General features: G+C 72.2%; 14 protein-coding genes. 5 read left to right on the forward strand and 9 right to left on the reverse strand.

The annotated features are described in order from the left end of the window. Positions 1-134 precede the first annotated feature (134 nt). The 6 genes from ITJ68_RS07545 to ITJ68_RS07570 form a co-directional block, all read right to left on the reverse strand. Entirely contained in the window at positions 135-1,223 is a 1,089-nt protein-coding gene (locus ITJ68_RS07545) for an N-acetylglucosamine kinase (RefSeq protein WP_194660634.1), read from the reverse strand. Then, positions 1,220-2,527 (reverse strand): 6-phospho-beta-glucosidase, encoded by a 1,308-nt coding sequence (locus ITJ68_RS19525; RefSeq protein WP_194660635.1) that lies wholly within the window; start codon positions 2,525-2,527, stop codon positions 1,220-1,222. Before ITJ68_RS19525 ends, ITJ68_RS07545 begins: the two co-directional genes overlap by 4 nt. A 6-nt stretch (positions 2,528-2,533) precedes the next feature. Then, positions 2,534-3,424, reverse strand: coding sequence for a carbohydrate ABC transporter permease (locus ITJ68_RS07555; protein ID WP_194660636.1), 891 nt, complete (start codon positions 3,422-3,424; stop codon positions 2,534-2,536). 25 nt (positions 3,425-3,449) lie between these two features. Further along, a complete protein-coding gene (locus ITJ68_RS07560; RefSeq protein WP_228504852.1) occupies positions 3,450-4,496 on the reverse strand; it encodes a carbohydrate ABC transporter permease in 1,047 nt (348 codons plus the stop codon). Beyond that, positions 4,496-5,836: an extracellular solute-binding protein gene (locus ITJ68_RS07565; protein WP_194660637.1), complete on the reverse strand. Its 1,341-nt coding sequence runs from the start codon at positions 5,834-5,836 to the stop codon at positions 4,496-4,498. The genes ITJ68_RS07560 and ITJ68_RS07565 overlap by 1 nt, the downstream gene beginning before the upstream one ends. 157 nt (positions 5,837-5,993) lie before the next feature. Beyond that, on the reverse strand, positions 5,994-7,235 hold the full coding sequence (locus tag ITJ68_RS07570) for an ROK family transcriptional regulator (protein WP_194660638.1): 1,242 nt from the start codon (positions 7,233-7,235) through the stop codon (positions 5,994-5,996). Positions 7,236-7,343: 108 nt separating this feature from the next. Here ITJ68_RS07570 and ITJ68_RS07575 point away from each other — a divergent pair, with 108 nt between their 5' ends. Then, positions 7,344-7,907 (forward strand): arginase family protein, encoded by a 564-nt coding sequence (locus ITJ68_RS07575; RefSeq protein ID WP_194660639.1) that lies wholly within the window; start codon positions 7,344-7,346, stop codon positions 7,905-7,907. On the opposite strand, the gene ITJ68_RS07580 is transcribed toward ITJ68_RS07575, so the two are convergent. Further along, the gene (locus ITJ68_RS07580) at positions 7,858-8,409 is read right to left on the reverse strand and encodes a GNAT family N-acetyltransferase (protein WP_194660640.1); all 552 of its coding nucleotides are present in this window, start codon (positions 8,407-8,409) and stop codon (positions 7,858-7,860) included. The genes ITJ68_RS07575 and ITJ68_RS07580 overlap by 50 nt on opposite strands. Positions 8,410-8,461: 52 nt before the next feature. On the opposite strand from ITJ68_RS07580, the gene ITJ68_RS07585 reads away from it, so the two are divergent. Continuing rightward, positions 8,462-8,671 (forward strand): hypothetical protein, encoded by a 210-nt coding sequence (locus ITJ68_RS07585; protein ID WP_194660641.1) that lies wholly within the window; start codon positions 8,462-8,464, stop codon positions 8,669-8,671. Between the two features lie 155 nt (positions 8,672-8,826). Here ITJ68_RS07585 and ITJ68_RS07590 read toward each other — a convergent pair whose 3' ends face one another. Continuing rightward, positions 8,827-9,879 (reverse strand): zinc-binding dehydrogenase, encoded by a 1,053-nt coding sequence (locus ITJ68_RS07590; RefSeq protein ID WP_194660642.1) that lies wholly within the window; start codon positions 9,877-9,879, stop codon positions 8,827-8,829. Between the two features lie 122 nt (positions 9,880-10,001). Here ITJ68_RS07590 and ITJ68_RS07595 point away from each other — a divergent pair, with 122 nt between their 5' ends. Continuing rightward, positions 10,002-10,955, forward strand: coding sequence for a DUF3097 domain-containing protein (locus ITJ68_RS07595; protein WP_194660643.1), 954 nt, complete (start codon positions 10,002-10,004; stop codon positions 10,953-10,955). Positions 10,956-10,990: 35 nt separating this feature from the next. Beyond that, positions 10,991-11,641, forward strand: coding sequence for a spermidine/putrescine ABC transporter substrate-binding protein (locus tag ITJ68_RS07600; RefSeq protein ID WP_194660644.1), 651 nt, complete (start codon positions 10,991-10,993; stop codon positions 11,639-11,641). Between the two features lie 33 nt (positions 11,642-11,674). Here ITJ68_RS07600 and ITJ68_RS07605 read toward each other — a convergent pair whose 3' ends face one another. Then, positions 11,675-12,088: a DUF3054 domain-containing protein gene (locus tag ITJ68_RS07605; protein ID WP_268096701.1), complete on the reverse strand. Its 414-nt coding sequence runs from the start codon at positions 12,086-12,088 to the stop codon at positions 11,675-11,677. A gap of 90 nt (positions 12,089-12,178) precedes the next feature. Here ITJ68_RS07605 and ITJ68_RS07610 point away from each other — a divergent pair, with 90 nt between their 5' ends. Continuing rightward, positions 12,179-13,798, forward strand: coding sequence for an inositol monophosphatase family protein (locus ITJ68_RS07610; RefSeq protein ID WP_194660645.1), 1,620 nt, complete (start codon positions 12,179-12,181; stop codon positions 13,796-13,798). Positions 13,799-13,848 lie beyond the last annotated feature (50 nt).

Below are 13,848 nucleotides of genomic sequence, written 5' to 3' on the forward strand. Positions count from 1 at the left end.
GGCGTTCGTACGCCGAATCGTGTCCGCATGGCCGAGACTCGGGCAGCGCGGGCCGGGCCGGGCCGGGCCGCGCCACGCACACCGCACATCGCGGGCCGCGGGCCGGGCCGCGCGGCTCCCGCACCGCGGCCCGCTCAGCGGATGAGGGACGTCGTCGACGCGAACTCCTGCGAGAGCACCGCCGCGCGGTACCGCTCGAGCGCCGCGGCCCCCGCGCCGACGGACTCCAGCGCCGCGAACCCCGCACCGAGCACCGGCGGGACCGTCACCCAGGTGGGCACCGCGCCGGGGACCCGGGCGGCCAGGCCGTCCACGACCGCGTCGACGAGCAGCGGGTGCCGCGCCGCGAGCACGCCACCGCCGAGCACGACGGGCACCGGCACCGCTGCCGACCCGCCGAGTCCGAGCCGTTCGAGCGCGACGGCCGCCAGCAGGACGATCTCCTCCGCCTGGCGGGCCACGACCCCGGCGGCGACGGCGTCACCGGCTCCCGCGACCGCGAACAGCACGGGGCAGAGCCGGTTCACCACGCCCGGGTCGAGCCGGCCGAAGTGGATGCCCTCGGTGACCGCGCGCACGGTGTCGAGCCCGAGTGCCGCCGGCACCGCGGCCTCGAGTGCCGTCGCCGGGCCACGACCGTCCTCGGCGCGTGCCGCGTGCCAGAGCGCCCGGTTGCCGAGGTAGGCGCCGCCACCCCAGTCGCCGGAGACGTCGCCGATCGCCGGGAACCGGGAGGTCTCGCCGTCAGCACGGACCGCGAGGGCGTTGATGCCCGTGCCGCACACGACCGCGGCGGCGTCCGGCGACAGGGTGCCCGCCCGCAGCAGCGCGAACAGGTCGTTGTCGAGGACGTCCGGCGCGCCGCCGTCGTCGGCCCAGTGAGCCAGGGCCGCCTCGGCCGCGACGAGTTCGTCGTGCAGGTCGAGCCCGGCCAGGTACACGTGCGTGGTCAGGATCCGGGCACCGCCGAGCGAGCGCACCACCCGTCCGCGCACGTCGTCGAGGATCGGCCCCGCCAGCTCCCACCCGCGTGTCTGCGGGTTCGAGCCAGGGCCGCGCGCGTGGCCGACGATGGAGCCGTCCAGTGCGACCGCGACGACGTCGGTCTTGCTGCCGCCGCCGTCGACGGCGAGCACGACGTCCGCCGCCTGCGGTGCGGCGGTCCGTGGGGGAGCCGCCGGACGGGAGGCTCGGGCCGTCCCCGCCTCGCCGGCTCGGCTCAACCCGCCCACGAGACCTGCTCCGATCGCGCCCACGGGATGTGGTCCGCGTTCGCGGCCAGCAGCAGGTCGGTCAGCTTCTCGGCCTTGTCGAGCTGCCCGACGAGCGGGTGCGCCCACATCGCGCGGAGCACCCGGTCGCGGCCGCCGTGCACGGCAGCGTCGAGGGCCAGGCGCTCGTAGCCGGCGACGTGGGCGACGAGCCCCGCCATGTCGGGGTCGAGCGGGCGCACGGGCAGCGGGGTGATCGCCTGCCGGGTGACGCGCGCCGGGACCTCGATGACGTGGTCGTCGGGGAGGAACGGGAAGGTGCCGTCGTTGCGGACGTTGAGCACCTGCACGTCGCCGCGGTCGCTGAGGATCGAGGAGAGCACGTCGATCGCGGCCTCGGAGTAGTACGCACCGCCGCGCTGCTCGAGCTCGACCGGCTTCGTGACGACGGACGGGTCCGCGTACTTCGCCAGCAGTGCCCGTTCGGTCTCCATCACGGCCTCGGCACGGGTGGGCTCGTGGAGCTGTTCCTCGAGCACGACGTCGTGGCTGTAGAAGTAGCGCAGGTAGTACGAGGGGATCGCGTGCTGGAGCCGGATGAGGTCCTCGCCCATGTGCACGCTCTCGGACATCCGGGCGAGGGCGCCGCCGTCCGGGCTGAGCAGCTCGTCGATGACGTCGCGCGAGGACCCGTCGGCACCCGTGACGTGCACGCCGCGCTCCCACGTCAGGTGGTTCAGCCCGACGTGGTCGAGTCGCACGTGGTCCGGGGCGACGCCGAACTCCTTCGCGAAGCGCCGCTGGAAGCCGATCGCCACGTTGCACAGCCCGACAGCGCGGTGCCCGGCCTCGAGCAGTGCCCGCGTGACGATGCCGACCGGGTTCGTGAAGTCGACGATCCAGGCGTCGGGCTTGGCGTGCTTGCGGACGAGCTCGGCGTACTCGAGCACCACGGGCACGGTGCGCAGCGCCTTCGCGAAGCCGCCGGGCCCGGTGGTCTCCTGCCCGATGCAGCAGGCCTCGTGCGGCCAGGTCTCGTCCTGCTGCCGTGCCGCCTGCCCGCCGATGCGGAGCTGGAACATCACGGCGTCGGCGTCGGTCACGCCCGCGACGACGTCGTCGGTGACGTGCACGGTGCCCGGGTGGCCGGCGTGGGCGAACATCCGCTTGGCCACACCGCCGACGAGTTCCCGGCGGACGGGGTCGGGGTCGACGAGCCAGAGCTCGTCGATCGGGAGCTGGTCGCGGAGCCGGGCGAAGCCGTCCACGAGTTCGGGGGTGTAGGTGGAACCGCCACCGACGACTGTGAGTTTCACTGGTGCTTATCCCTTCACGCCGGTGAGCGCGATGCCCTCGACGAATGCCTTCTGTGCGAAGAAGAAGATGACGACGACCGGGACCATGACGACGACGGTCATCGCCATCGTCATCGACCAGTCGGTGCCGTGCTGTCCGCGGAACGTGGCCAGTCCGTACGCCACCGGCCAGGCGGCCTGGTTCTCGGACGCGTAGAGGAGCGGGCCGTAGTAGTCGTTCCACGAGTGGAAGAACATGAAGATGGCGGCGGACGCGATGCCCGGTCGGGCCATCGGCACGATCACGCGCCAGAGCACCCGCCACTCACCGCAGCCGTCGATGCGTGCGGCGTCGCCGTACTCCTTCGGGATGGTCATGAAGAACTGCCGGAGCAGGAAGATGCTGAAGGCGTCCCCGAGCAGGTTCGGCAGGATCAGCGGCCACAGCGTGCCGGTCAGGTGCAGGTGCGACCACATCACGTAGACCGGCACCGCGGTGACCTGCGGGGGCAGGAGCATCGCGACGATGATCACGGTGAAGACGAGGTTCGCGCCCTTGAACTTGATCTGGGCGAGCGCGTACGCCGCGGGCACCGAGCTGACGAGCATGAACGCGGTGGCGAGCACGGCGTACAGCGCCGAGTTGCCGAACCACTGCGCGAGCGGCAGCTGCGTGAAGACCTTGCCGTAGTTGCTCAGGTCGAACGGCTTCGGGATGATCGACGCCGTCAGGGCCTGGTTGCTCGACATCAGCGACGTCAGGACCACGAACAGGATCGGCGCGATCGTCAGGACACCGACCGCGACGAGTGCGGCGTGCTCGGCGACCCACAGGAGCGCGTTGCGGCGGGGCTTCCCGGTTCGGGGAGCGGCGCCGCGTGGTGCTCGGGCGAGCGGGGACTGGGAGACGGCGGTCATCAGGACTCCTCGGGACGGGCAGTGCTCATTGGTCGGCCTCCGGCCTGAAGACAGAGATTCGTCGCAGCGTGAACACGAGCACGACGGCGGTGACCACGAACAGCACGACGGCCATCGCGGAGGCGTACCCGAACTGGAAGTTCGCGAACCCGTGCTGGTACAGCAGCTCGGTGTAGGTCAGCAGCGACGTGCCCGGGTACCCGAGCAGTGCCGCCGTGCCACCGCCGATCGTGGCCTTGCCGGACGCGACGCTCGACGCGACCGCGGCCTCGGTGAAGTACTGCAGGGCGGCGATCACCCCGGTCACGGCCGCGAACCCGATCACGGGCGAGATGGTCGGCAGCGTGATGTGTCGGACCTGCTGCATCCCGGTCGCGCCGTCGAGCGACGCGGCCTCGTACAGGTCGCGCGGCACGTCGAGCAGGGACGCCAGGAAGATGATCATGATGTCGCCCATCACCCAGACGCCGAGGATCACGAGCGAGGGCTTCGACCACGACGGGTCGTTGAACCACAGCGGACCGTCGATGCCGAAGACCCGCAGGATCTGGTTCACCGGCCCGGTGCCGGGGTTGAACAGGAACACGAACGCCACGACGCTCGCCACCGGCGGCACCAGGGCGGGCAGGTAGAACAGCGTCCGCCAGAACCCGGTCATGGTCTTCGCGCGGCTGAGCAGCCCCGCGACGAGCAGGCCGAAGACGATGCGGACCGGTACCAGGATGACGACGAACCAGATCGTGTTGAGGACCGCCGGGCCGATCTGCGGGTCCTGGGTGAACAGGAACCGGTAGTTGAGCAGTCCGACGAACTGCGGTTCCTGCAGCTGGTTGTACCGCGTGAACGAGTAGAAGACCGATGCCACGAGCGGGTAGGCGAAGAAGACCGCCAGGCCCGCCAGGGCCGGTGCCAGCATGCCGAGTGCGACGAGACGGCGGCGCGACTCGGCGGAGCGGCGCCGACGGGGCGGTGCCGGAGTGGGCGCTGCACCGGACCCCGTCGGGTCCGCGGGCCGGGAGGAGCGGCCGAGCCGAGCCTCCCGGCCGGAGGCGGTCCTGGTGGGCGCGCTCATCACGGACCCGCCAGCTGGTTCGCGTTGTCGATGTCCGAGTCCAGCTTCTTCAGCTTGGCGTCGAGGTCCCCGCCGTTCTGCTGGTACGCCTGCCAGAACTTCGTGAAGGTGCCGATGTAGGCGGCGCCGTCCGCGGTCGCGGGGGAGGTGATCGTCTTCGGGTCACCGGCGACGTCGACGAAGGTCTTGTAGTTCGCGTCCACCTCGAGGTCGGGGGACTGCAGGGCGGACGTGATGGTCGGGATGTTCTTCAGCCCGTTGCCGAGCGTGACCTGCGCGTCCGTGTTCGTCGACAGGTACTTCAGCAGTGCCCAGGCGAGCTCGGGGTTCTTCGAGCCCTTCGCGACACCCGCCACGTTGCCGGCGATGTAGGTCGAGCCGTAGTTGCCGACACCCTCGAGCACCGGGGTGGGGGCGGTGCCGTAGTCGAGGTCCGGCTTCTGGTCCTTGATGAACGCCGTGCGGTACTCGCCGTCGATCTGCATCGCGACCTGGCCGGTCTGGAACGCGTTGTCCGCGGCGAACTCCTGCCCGAGGCCGGAGGTGAAGGCCTTGAGCTTGTCGTAGCCGATCGCGTCGACGTAGCCCTTCTGCCACGTGATCAGCTTCTTCCAGGCGGCGGAGGTCCCGATCTCGCTGTTGCCCTGCTTGTCGAGCCAGGTGCCGTTGATCATCGGGGCGAAGTGCTCGGGCGAGTTCTCGTAGAAGTCGATGAGCGGGTTGAAGCCGAGCTGCTTGATCGAGCCGTCGGCGTTGTACGTCGTCAGCTTCAGGCCGTCCGCCTTGAGCTCGTCGAGGGTCTTCGGCGGCGTGGTGATCCCCGCCTTCGCGAACGCCGCCTTGTTGTACATCAGCGCGCTGACGTCGGCGAGGGCCGGGAGCGTGCACCGCTTGCCCTTGTAGGCCGTGTAGCCCTGCACCGCCTTCGGGATGTCGGAGAGGTCCACCTTGTCGCGCTTGATGTACGGCGACAGGTCGCGGAAGGCACCGGAGGAACAGAAGCTGCCGACGATCGCGGTCGAGTACGACAGCCCCACGTCGATGTTCTGGCCCGAGGAGATCGCCTTCTGCAGCTTCTCGTCGTCCTGCCCCGCGTGGATGTCGACCGTCACCCCGGGGTTGGCCTTCTCGAAGCCGTCGACGGCGCTCTTCACGACGCCGGCCTCGCGACCGGTGAAGAAGTGCCACAGGGACACGGTGCCCTTGAGTTCCTTGGGCGCGGACTCGTCGATCGACGCCGCGCTGCTGCCGGAGCTGCAGCCGGCCATCACGAGGGCGCCGGTGGCGGCGACGGCGGTCGCGGTGACGATCCGCCGGATGGTGGGACGGGGGAGTGACATGCGGTACTCGCTCTCTGGTCTCGCTCCGCGTGCCCGGGTGGCGCCCGCCGCACGGACGTCGTCCGTGCGGCGGGCCCGGTTCCGGGCGCGACGAAGAGCCCTGTGACAGGGCTGGGGTGGATGTGCCTCGAGTGGTGCGGGTGGGAGTGGTGCTGGTCTAGGTGCGCCGGACGGTGTCCGGCTCGGGCGCATCGTCGGTGATGGTCTCGAGTCGGTCGCCGAGCGCGGACCGCACGACGTCGATGAGGACGTGTCGTGCGCCGTGGAGGACGGGGGTGTCGGGGACGCCGGGTGCCACCACGGCCGTGGACCAGCGCGAGCGGGTCCGGAGCCAGGCGGTCACGGCGGCGGCCAGCGCGGGGCCGCCCGCGATCCCGGTCGGGCCGTGCAGCACGACCGTCTCGGGGTCGGCGACGGCGAGGGCGGGGAGCACGTTGTGCCCGACGCGCTCGCCGAGGGCGGTCGTGAAGGGGTGCTGCGCGGGGAGTCCCGGCAGCTGCGGGAGCACCTGACGCCAGTCGGCAGCACTGCCGTCCGGTGCGGTGATCCCGTGTTCGGCGGCGAGGGCGATGATCGCGGACTCGGAGATGAGGTCCGCGACGATCGTCGCCGTCGGGTCGAGGGGGAGCGCGTCGGCGGGCACGCTCAGGTAGCCGATCTCGCCCGCGGCGCCGGAGGCCCCGGCGTGCAGGCGGCCGTCGAGGTCGAGCGCCATGCCGAGGCCCTCCGCCATCCAGAACAGCGCGAAGGAGCCGGGGGTCCGGCCTGCGCCCATGTTCCGCTCGGCGATCGCCGCGAGGTTGGCGTCGTTCTCGATGACGACCCGCACGCCGAGGGCGTCCGACAGGGTCCGGGAGACCTGCTCGCGCGGCCACCCGGGCAGGCCGTCGGTGAAGATGAGGGTGTCCGTTGCGTGGTCGACGCTGGCCTGCACGCCGACGGCCACCGCGGTGACCAGGTCGGGGTCGATGCCGGCGGCCGCGGCGGCACGGCTGACGGCAGCCGCGACGATGTCCTCGCCGGGAGCGCGCATCTCGTGCTCGTCCATCCGGTGCTCGGCCACCGGGTAGGACCGGCCGCTCGCGTCCACGACGGTGGAGCGGACGTCCACGAGCTGGACGTCCACGGCGACGGCGAGGTCGCGGTCGGTGATGGCCTCGTACACGACGGCGCTCGGGCCGCGGCGGCCGGCCTGGGAGGCGGTGCCGGCTTCGCGGAGGAGCCCGGCGGCTTCGAGTCGGCGGATGATCTCCGCGGCGGTCGGCTTGCTGAGGCCGGTGCGCTGGGCGATCTCGTTGCGGGTCATCGGGCCGTCGTCGAGCAGCAGGCTGAGGGCGGCTCGGTCGTTGAGCACGCGGAGGAGGGCCGGCTGCCCTGGGGTGCGTCCTCGTGGTGTCATGTCGAGGACTGTAACGGACAACCTTCTTTACTGAAAGGTTTGTTCACAGTTCCGAAACACGCGTTCCGCTGGGCGAAACACGGGCGCTGCGCCCCGCGACGGCGGTGGGTGGTCGTTTCGCGCGCGGCGGGTCGTTTCGCGCGTAGGAGGTCGTTCCTTCCGACCCGCTACGCGCGATCCCGCCTGCCAGCGCGCGCGTCGCTCCACCATGGGAACGTGATGAGTTGGGTCGCCGGGGAAGAGCGAGTCGAGCGGATCGCGCAGTTCGGCATCCGGCAGCGGGTGGACGACGACCCGGAGCGTGACACCAAGACCGTCGTCTGGGGCGGGCGGTCGTCGATCGACGCCGACATCGACGATCTCCTGGCGGATCTGCCGGCGCATCTCGGGTGGCACGTGACGATCGACGTCGATGTCCTTGATCCCGCGTACATGCCGAGCACGGGCACTCCCGTACCCGGAGGGTTCAGCACCCCCGAGCTCATCGACCTCGTGTGTCGGCTGGTGTCACGACGCCGGATCGTGGGCGTCGACATCGTCGAACTCATCGGCGAGGGCGAGGGCGCTCAGCGATCGGCGCTCGCAGCCGCGGACGTGCTGGCTCGGACGCTCGACGCCGCGCTCAGGCCGTCAGCGCATCGTCTGACAGGAACGGCGTGGTCGTCCCACTGAGGTGGTCCTCGCGGAGGATCCCGTACGCAACGGAGTCCCTCGGCGCCCCGTCGTCCACCGGCCACGTCCGCCGGTAGTGCGCCTCCTTCACCCACCCGTTCCGTACGAGTGATCTGCGCATGGCGACGTTGTCGTCGCGGGTCTGGGCCTCGATCCGTGTCACGTCGGGGAACGCAGCGAAGACGTGGTCGGCGAGCACGCGGATGAGTACGGTGCCGATGCCCTGCCCACGCGAACGCTCTGAGAGGCGGACGTCGATCATCGGAGCGGAGTCGTCGAGGTCATCGAGCACCACGATGCCGGTGAACGCCCCGTCCACGTCGACCCGGAGCAGCGCATGCTCGGGCGCGGAGAACGCACCGTCGTCGATCCGCCTCTCGATGGCGTCGCGCGTCGGCGTGGAGGACACGTGGAACGGGAACCGGTTCGTGGTCAGGAACTCGATGAGGACGGCTCGGTCCGATGGGCCGGTCGTGTCCATCGGGTGGAGTTTCAGTTCCATGCAATGACCGTACAGGCATCGCGCGAGGACGACGGGCGCTCCGCTCGTGCGGGTGGACGAGGACCGGTACGGCGGCGCCGTGCTCTCGGGCGACTGGCGCTCGCGGGGCGTGAAGAAGGTGCGGCAGGTGCCGCTCGAGCGGGACATGGTGCTCGAGGACCCGGCCTCCGGCTGGGCCGGCGCGGCGGCTCGGTCGTCGAGCACACGGAGGAGGGCCGGCTGCCTGGGGCGCGTCCTCGTGGTGTCCTGTCGAGGACTGTGACGGACGACCTTCTTCACTGAAAGGGTTGTTCACAGTTCTGGATCACGCGTTCCGCTGGGCGAAACACGGGCGCTGCGCCCCGGGACGGACAGGAGGCTCGGTGCCGGCTGGCACCGAGCCTCCTGTCCGTCACCTGGTCGCGTCGGACGCGACCGCTACGGGCGCAGCAGCACCTTGATCGCGCGACGCTCGTCCATGGCGGCGTACGCCTCGGCGGCCTGCTCCAGCGGCAGCTCGAGGTCGAAGACCCGCCCCGGGTCGACCGCACCGGAGAGCACGTCGGGGAGCAGCTCCTCGATGTACGCGCGCGCCGGGGCCATGCCACCGCCGACCGTGATGTTCTTCGCGAACAGGAACGGCATCGGCAGCTCCGGGTCGCCGGCGGGCACGCCGACGTAGCCGACCGCACCACCGGGGCGGACGACGCGGAGGGCCTGGTCCATGCTCTCCGCGGTGCCGACGGCCTCGAGGGCGCAGTCGGCCAGGTCGCCGTCGAGCAGGTCGCGGACGGCCTGCACACCCTCGTCGCCGCGGGTGTCGACGACGTCGCTCGCGCCGAAGTCGCGGGCCAGTGCCTGCCGGTCGGCGTGCCGGCTCATCGCGATGATGCGCTCGGCGCCGAGCCGCTTCGCCGCGAGGACCGCGGACAGCCCGACCGCGCCGTCGCCGACCACGACGACGGTCTTGCCCGGGCCGACGCCCGCCGAGACCGCTGCGTGGTGGCCGGTGGAGAACACGTCGGAGAGGGTGAGGAGCGAGGGCACCAGCGCGTCGTCCACCGGGCCCGGCACGACGACGAGCGTCGCCGCGGCGTCCGGCACGCGGACGTACTCGGCCTGGGCGCCGCCGAGGGGCAGGCCGTACGCGTCCGGCGTCACGCCGAACGTGGAGCCGTGCTCGCACCCGGACGTCATGCCGTGGGCGCAGGCCTGGCAGGTGCCGTCGTTCGTGGTGAACGGCGCGATCACGAAGTCGCCCTGACGGAGCGACCCGGCCGCGTCGCCGACCTGTTCGACGACGCCGACGAACTCGTGGCCGATCGCCCGGGGCTCCTTCGTGTCGCGGACACCGCGGTAGGGCCAGAGGTCGGAGCCGCACACACAGGCGGCGACGACGCGGACGACGGCGTCGGTGGGAGCGAGGAGCTGGGGGCTGTCGCGGTCCTCGACACGGATGTCACGAGGGGCGTGGATGACTGCTGCGCGCACGGGAGTTGCCTTTCAGTTGCGGTGTTCGTACCGGCGCGTGGGGACGCGCCGGGTGACGGAGCGTGGGGAACGCGCCGTCTGCCGGCGCCGTTGCGGGACCACTCGACAGTACGCTCGTGCGGGTGGACGAGGACCGGTACGGCGGCGACGTGCTCTCGGGCGACTGGCGCTCGCGGGGCGTGAAGAAGGTGCGGCAGGTGCCGCTCGAGCGGGACATGGTGCTCGAGGACCCGGCCTCCGGCTGGGCCGGCGCGGTCGTCGGGCTCGAAGCCGGGAACATCGCGCTCGAGGACTGGAAGGGCCGCACCCGCGCCTTCCCCTTCGAGGGGCAGTTCCTGCTCGAGGGCGAACTCGTCACGCTCGGCCGTCCGCAGGCCCCGGTCGGGCGGTCTGCCGCCGCTGCTGCTGCTCGCGGTGGTCCCGCTGGGCCTGTCGGTTCCGTCCATGCGGACTGGAGGCCCGGGGCTGCGCCGGCTGTCCGGCAGGCGTCCGACGGTGGTCGCCTCCGCACCGCGTCGGGGTCGTTCGCGGTCGAGCAGCAGCGCGCCCGCGTGGCGCTGCCCTCGCGGATCATGGTCGAGGGCAAGCACGACGCCGAGCTCGTGGAGAAGGTCTGGGGAGCGGACCTGCGCGTGGAGGGCGTCGTCGTCGAGGAGCTCTCCGGCGTGGACAACCTCGCTTCCGTGCTGGACGACTTCCAGCCCTCTCGCGAGCGTCGGGTCGGGGTGCTCGTCGACCACCTGGTGCCCGGGTCGAAGGAGTCCCGCTTCGCCGACGCCGTGATGCGCGGGAAGTGGGGTGCGCACGTGCTCGTCGTCGGGCACCCCTTCGTCGACGTCTGGCAGTCGGTGAAGCCCGCGCGCGTGGGCCTGCAGGCGTGGCCGACGATCCCGCGGTCGATCGAGTGGAAGGCCGGCATCTGCCAGGCGCTCGGGTGGCCGCACGCGGAGCAGGCCGACATCGCCAGGGCCTGGCAGCGGATCCTCGGGCAGGTGCGCACGTTCGCCGACCTCGAGCCGCAGCTGCTCGGCCGGGTCGAGGAGCTCATCGACTTCGTCACCGAGCCGGTCACCTAGCCCCGTGCCGAGCCCGCCGTCCGTATCGTTGGACCATGGACGGCATCGACGGACGCGTGCGGGGCGCCGTCGACGTGTGGCTGCGGTGGCTGCCGCGGTGGCAGATCGGCACCGCACGCCCGCGCACGCGGATCTGTCGGAAGTGCACCGGGTCCCCGATCGCGAGCGCCGCCGGCTTCGGGCCCGACGTGCCGCACCCCGTCCAGCACGCGTTGATCGGCCGGATGTCGGCGATCGTCGAGGACGCCGTCGACGACTACACCGCCAAGAACCTGCCGCTGCTGCACCGGGAGCTCGAGCGGGCCGCGGCACGGAAGCGGCACGCGGGGTACCAGCCCGCCGAGGGGCTGTCGCCGGAGTTCCAGGGCCTCGACGTCGATCCGCAGCCGCAGGACGGGTCGCCGTTCCTGTTCACGCTCGAGGGACTCGCGGGGACCGGGGCGTCGTCGGACACCGTGCCGCGTGAACCGTTGTCCGACGAGGCCAAGGCCGCGCTCCGACACGAGATCGAGCTGTCCGACGAGTGCGCCAGGGCGACGGGGACGGCGGTGTGCCTCGCGCTCATCGACCACCGGCCGCGGATCGCCGAGGCCGTCGAACGGCTGGTCGAGCCGCAGATCGAGGCCCTGGTGTCGGACATGTTCCGCGGGCTCGACGGCGACGAGCCGCGCGGCGGGTTGTTCTAGCGGAGGCACGGCGGCCTGGTGCGGAGGGGGGTGTCAGGCCTCGCGGGTCGACGGCGTCCGGCGGGTGCGGAGCCGGATGACGCCCCGCGCGACGGCGCGCCACCCGAGCAGGAACACACCCAGAACGATGGTGGCGACGATGAGGAACGAGATCGGCAGCGGGTTGCCGTCGACGACGCCCTGCCCGGTCGCGACGCGGATCGCCATGCCGACGAACACGGTCAGGATCCACGCGACGACGCCGGTCGGCCAGAACCGCAACGGACGTGCCCAGGCGCCGCTGGTGACGTAGGCGATCGCCCAGCCGGCCAGGAACGGGTACGCGGTGGTCCAGAGGGCCAGCGGTGCGTTCGCCTCGCCGTGCGAGGACCGCCCGATGAGCGCGAAGACGACGATGAGCACGACGTCGATGACGGCTGCGAGCCAACCCCAGGTGCGTACGGTCACGCCTTCCATTGTCGCAGGCACGGCGGCACGCTCGGGCAGCGTTCACCCGGAGGACACCGGGGGTTCGCGCAGGGACGGGAGCATGACCGGATGACGACGACGGTCCGGACCTCTGACGCGCCCGTGCTCGACACCGACACCGACGCCGACACCGCCGCCCGCCGCACCACCGATGCCGCGCCGACGTCCCGGCAGCCGCGCCTCGTCGCCCACCGCGGGGCACCCCGGGTCCGGCGCGAGAACACCCTGCCCGCCGTCGCAGTGGCCGAGGCCCTCGGCGCGGACGTCATCGCGGTCGACGTCCGCCGCACCGCGGACGACGTCGCCGTGTTGCTCCACGACGAGACCCTGGGCCGGATGTGGGGCGACGCCCGCCGGGTCCGGGACGTGGCCTGGTGCGACGTCGCCCGGCTCGGCAACGGCCTGGACCGCATCCCGCGGCTCGACGGCGTCTTGGAACGACTCGACGGCTGCCGGTCCTCGCTCCTCGTCACCGTGGTGGACCCGCTCGACGCCGTCGTGGCCGCGCAGACCGTGTCCGCGTCGCCGTGGGCCGTCGCGGTGGCCTGGTGTGGTGACCCCGAGGCCGTCGCCGCGGTCCGGACCGTGCTGCCGGAGGCCGACGTGTGGCTGGCATGGGAGTCGCTCGAGCCCCCGACCGCCGAGGCCGTCGCCGCGCTGAGCCCGTCCACGCTGCACCTCGACGTGGCGTTCCTCACCCCGAGGACCGTCGCCGCGGCGCACGCACTTGGGCTGCAGGTGGCCGTGTGGACGGTCGACGACCCCGAGCCCGCGCTGTGGGCGGTCCGCCTCGGTGCCGACCTGGTCACGACGAACGACGTCGCCACGATCCGCGCCGCCCTCGCCGCCGCAGAGCGCGACGGCTGGCCGCAGCCCGACCGTGAACCGACCGAGGCCGAGGTCGCCGGACGCGCCCAGGCCCTCGCGCACCGCATCGCGCACGAGGTCATCGCCTTCACCCGGGAACACCCGGTCGGCTCGGTGTCGACGAAGACCCACCCGGCCGACCTCGTCACGGACGTCGACCGCCTCGTCGAGCAGCACGTCCGCGGCCGGGTCCGCGCCGCGTTCCCGACGCACGGCTTCTCGGGCGAGGAGTACGGCGACGCCCCGGGCGACCGACACCGCTGGTACCTCGACCCCGTCGACGGCACGACGAACCTGGCGAACGGCATCCCCTGGACGAGCACGTCGCTGTGCCTCACCCGGAACGGCGCACCCGTCGTCGGGGTGGTCGCGGACCCGTGGCGGGGGGAGGTCCTCGAGGCCCGACGCGGCCGGGGTGCGAGCGTCCGCGACCGGCAGCTCCGACTCGACGACGCGCCGCGTGCGCTCGCCGGTGCGGTCGTGGGCACCGAGCTCGACGGGCACCGGCCGTGGCCGGGCTTCGGCGCGTTCCTCGACGCCCTCGCGGCCCGGTCCTGCACGGTGCGCGTCCAGGGGTCGAGCACGCTGACCATCGCCCAGGTCGCCGCGGGCCGGGGGATCGGGGCGTGTGTGCCGACCTTCGACCCGATCGACCACGGCGCCGCGGTGCTGCTCGTGCACGAGGCCGGCGGGGTCGTCATGACCGAGGCCGGACCGGTGTCCGGCTTCCCGGACCTCGGCGCGCCGTTCCTGGTGGCGCACCCGGGGGCTGCGGACGAACTGCACCAGGTGTGGACGGGCGCGTTGCGCGCCGGCCGCTGACGCGTCGGACAGGAGGCTCGTGGCGGCGCCGCGACGAGCCTCCAGTCCGC

The organism is Curtobacterium sp. VKM Ac-1395, from assembly GCF_015350975.1.
Lineage (GTDB): Bacteria > Actinomycetota > Actinomycetes > Actinomycetales > Microbacteriaceae > Curtobacterium.

Bases quoted from the DNA above. Each gene is read 5' to 3' on its own strand.
- ITJ68_RS07555 (WP_194660636.1), bottom strand. From the start codon at position 3,424: ATGACCGCCGTCTCCCAGTCCCCGCTCGCCCGAGCACCACGCGGCGCC.
- ITJ68_RS07560 (WP_228504852.1), bottom strand. From the start codon at position 4,496: ATGAGCGCGCCCACCAGGACCGCCTCCGGCCGGGAGGCTCGGCTCGGC.
- ITJ68_RS07565 (WP_194660637.1), bottom strand. From the start codon at position 5,836: ATGTCACTCCCCCGTCCCACCATCCGGCGGATCGTCACCGCGACCGCC.
- ITJ68_RS07570 (WP_194660638.1), bottom strand. From the start codon at position 7,235: ATGACACCACGAGGACGCACCCCAGGGCAGCCGGCCCTCCTCCGCGTG.
- ITJ68_RS07580 (WP_194660640.1), bottom strand. From the start codon at position 8,409: ATGGAACTGAAACTCCACCCGATGGACACGACCGGCCCATCGGACCGA.
- ITJ68_RS07600 (WP_194660644.1), top strand. From the start codon at position 10,991: ATGGACGGCATCGACGGACGCGTGCGGGGCGCCGTCGACGTGTGGCTG.
- ITJ68_RS07610 (WP_194660645.1), top strand. From the start codon at position 12,179: ATGACGACGACGGTCCGGACCTCTGACGCGCCCGTGCTCGACACCGAC.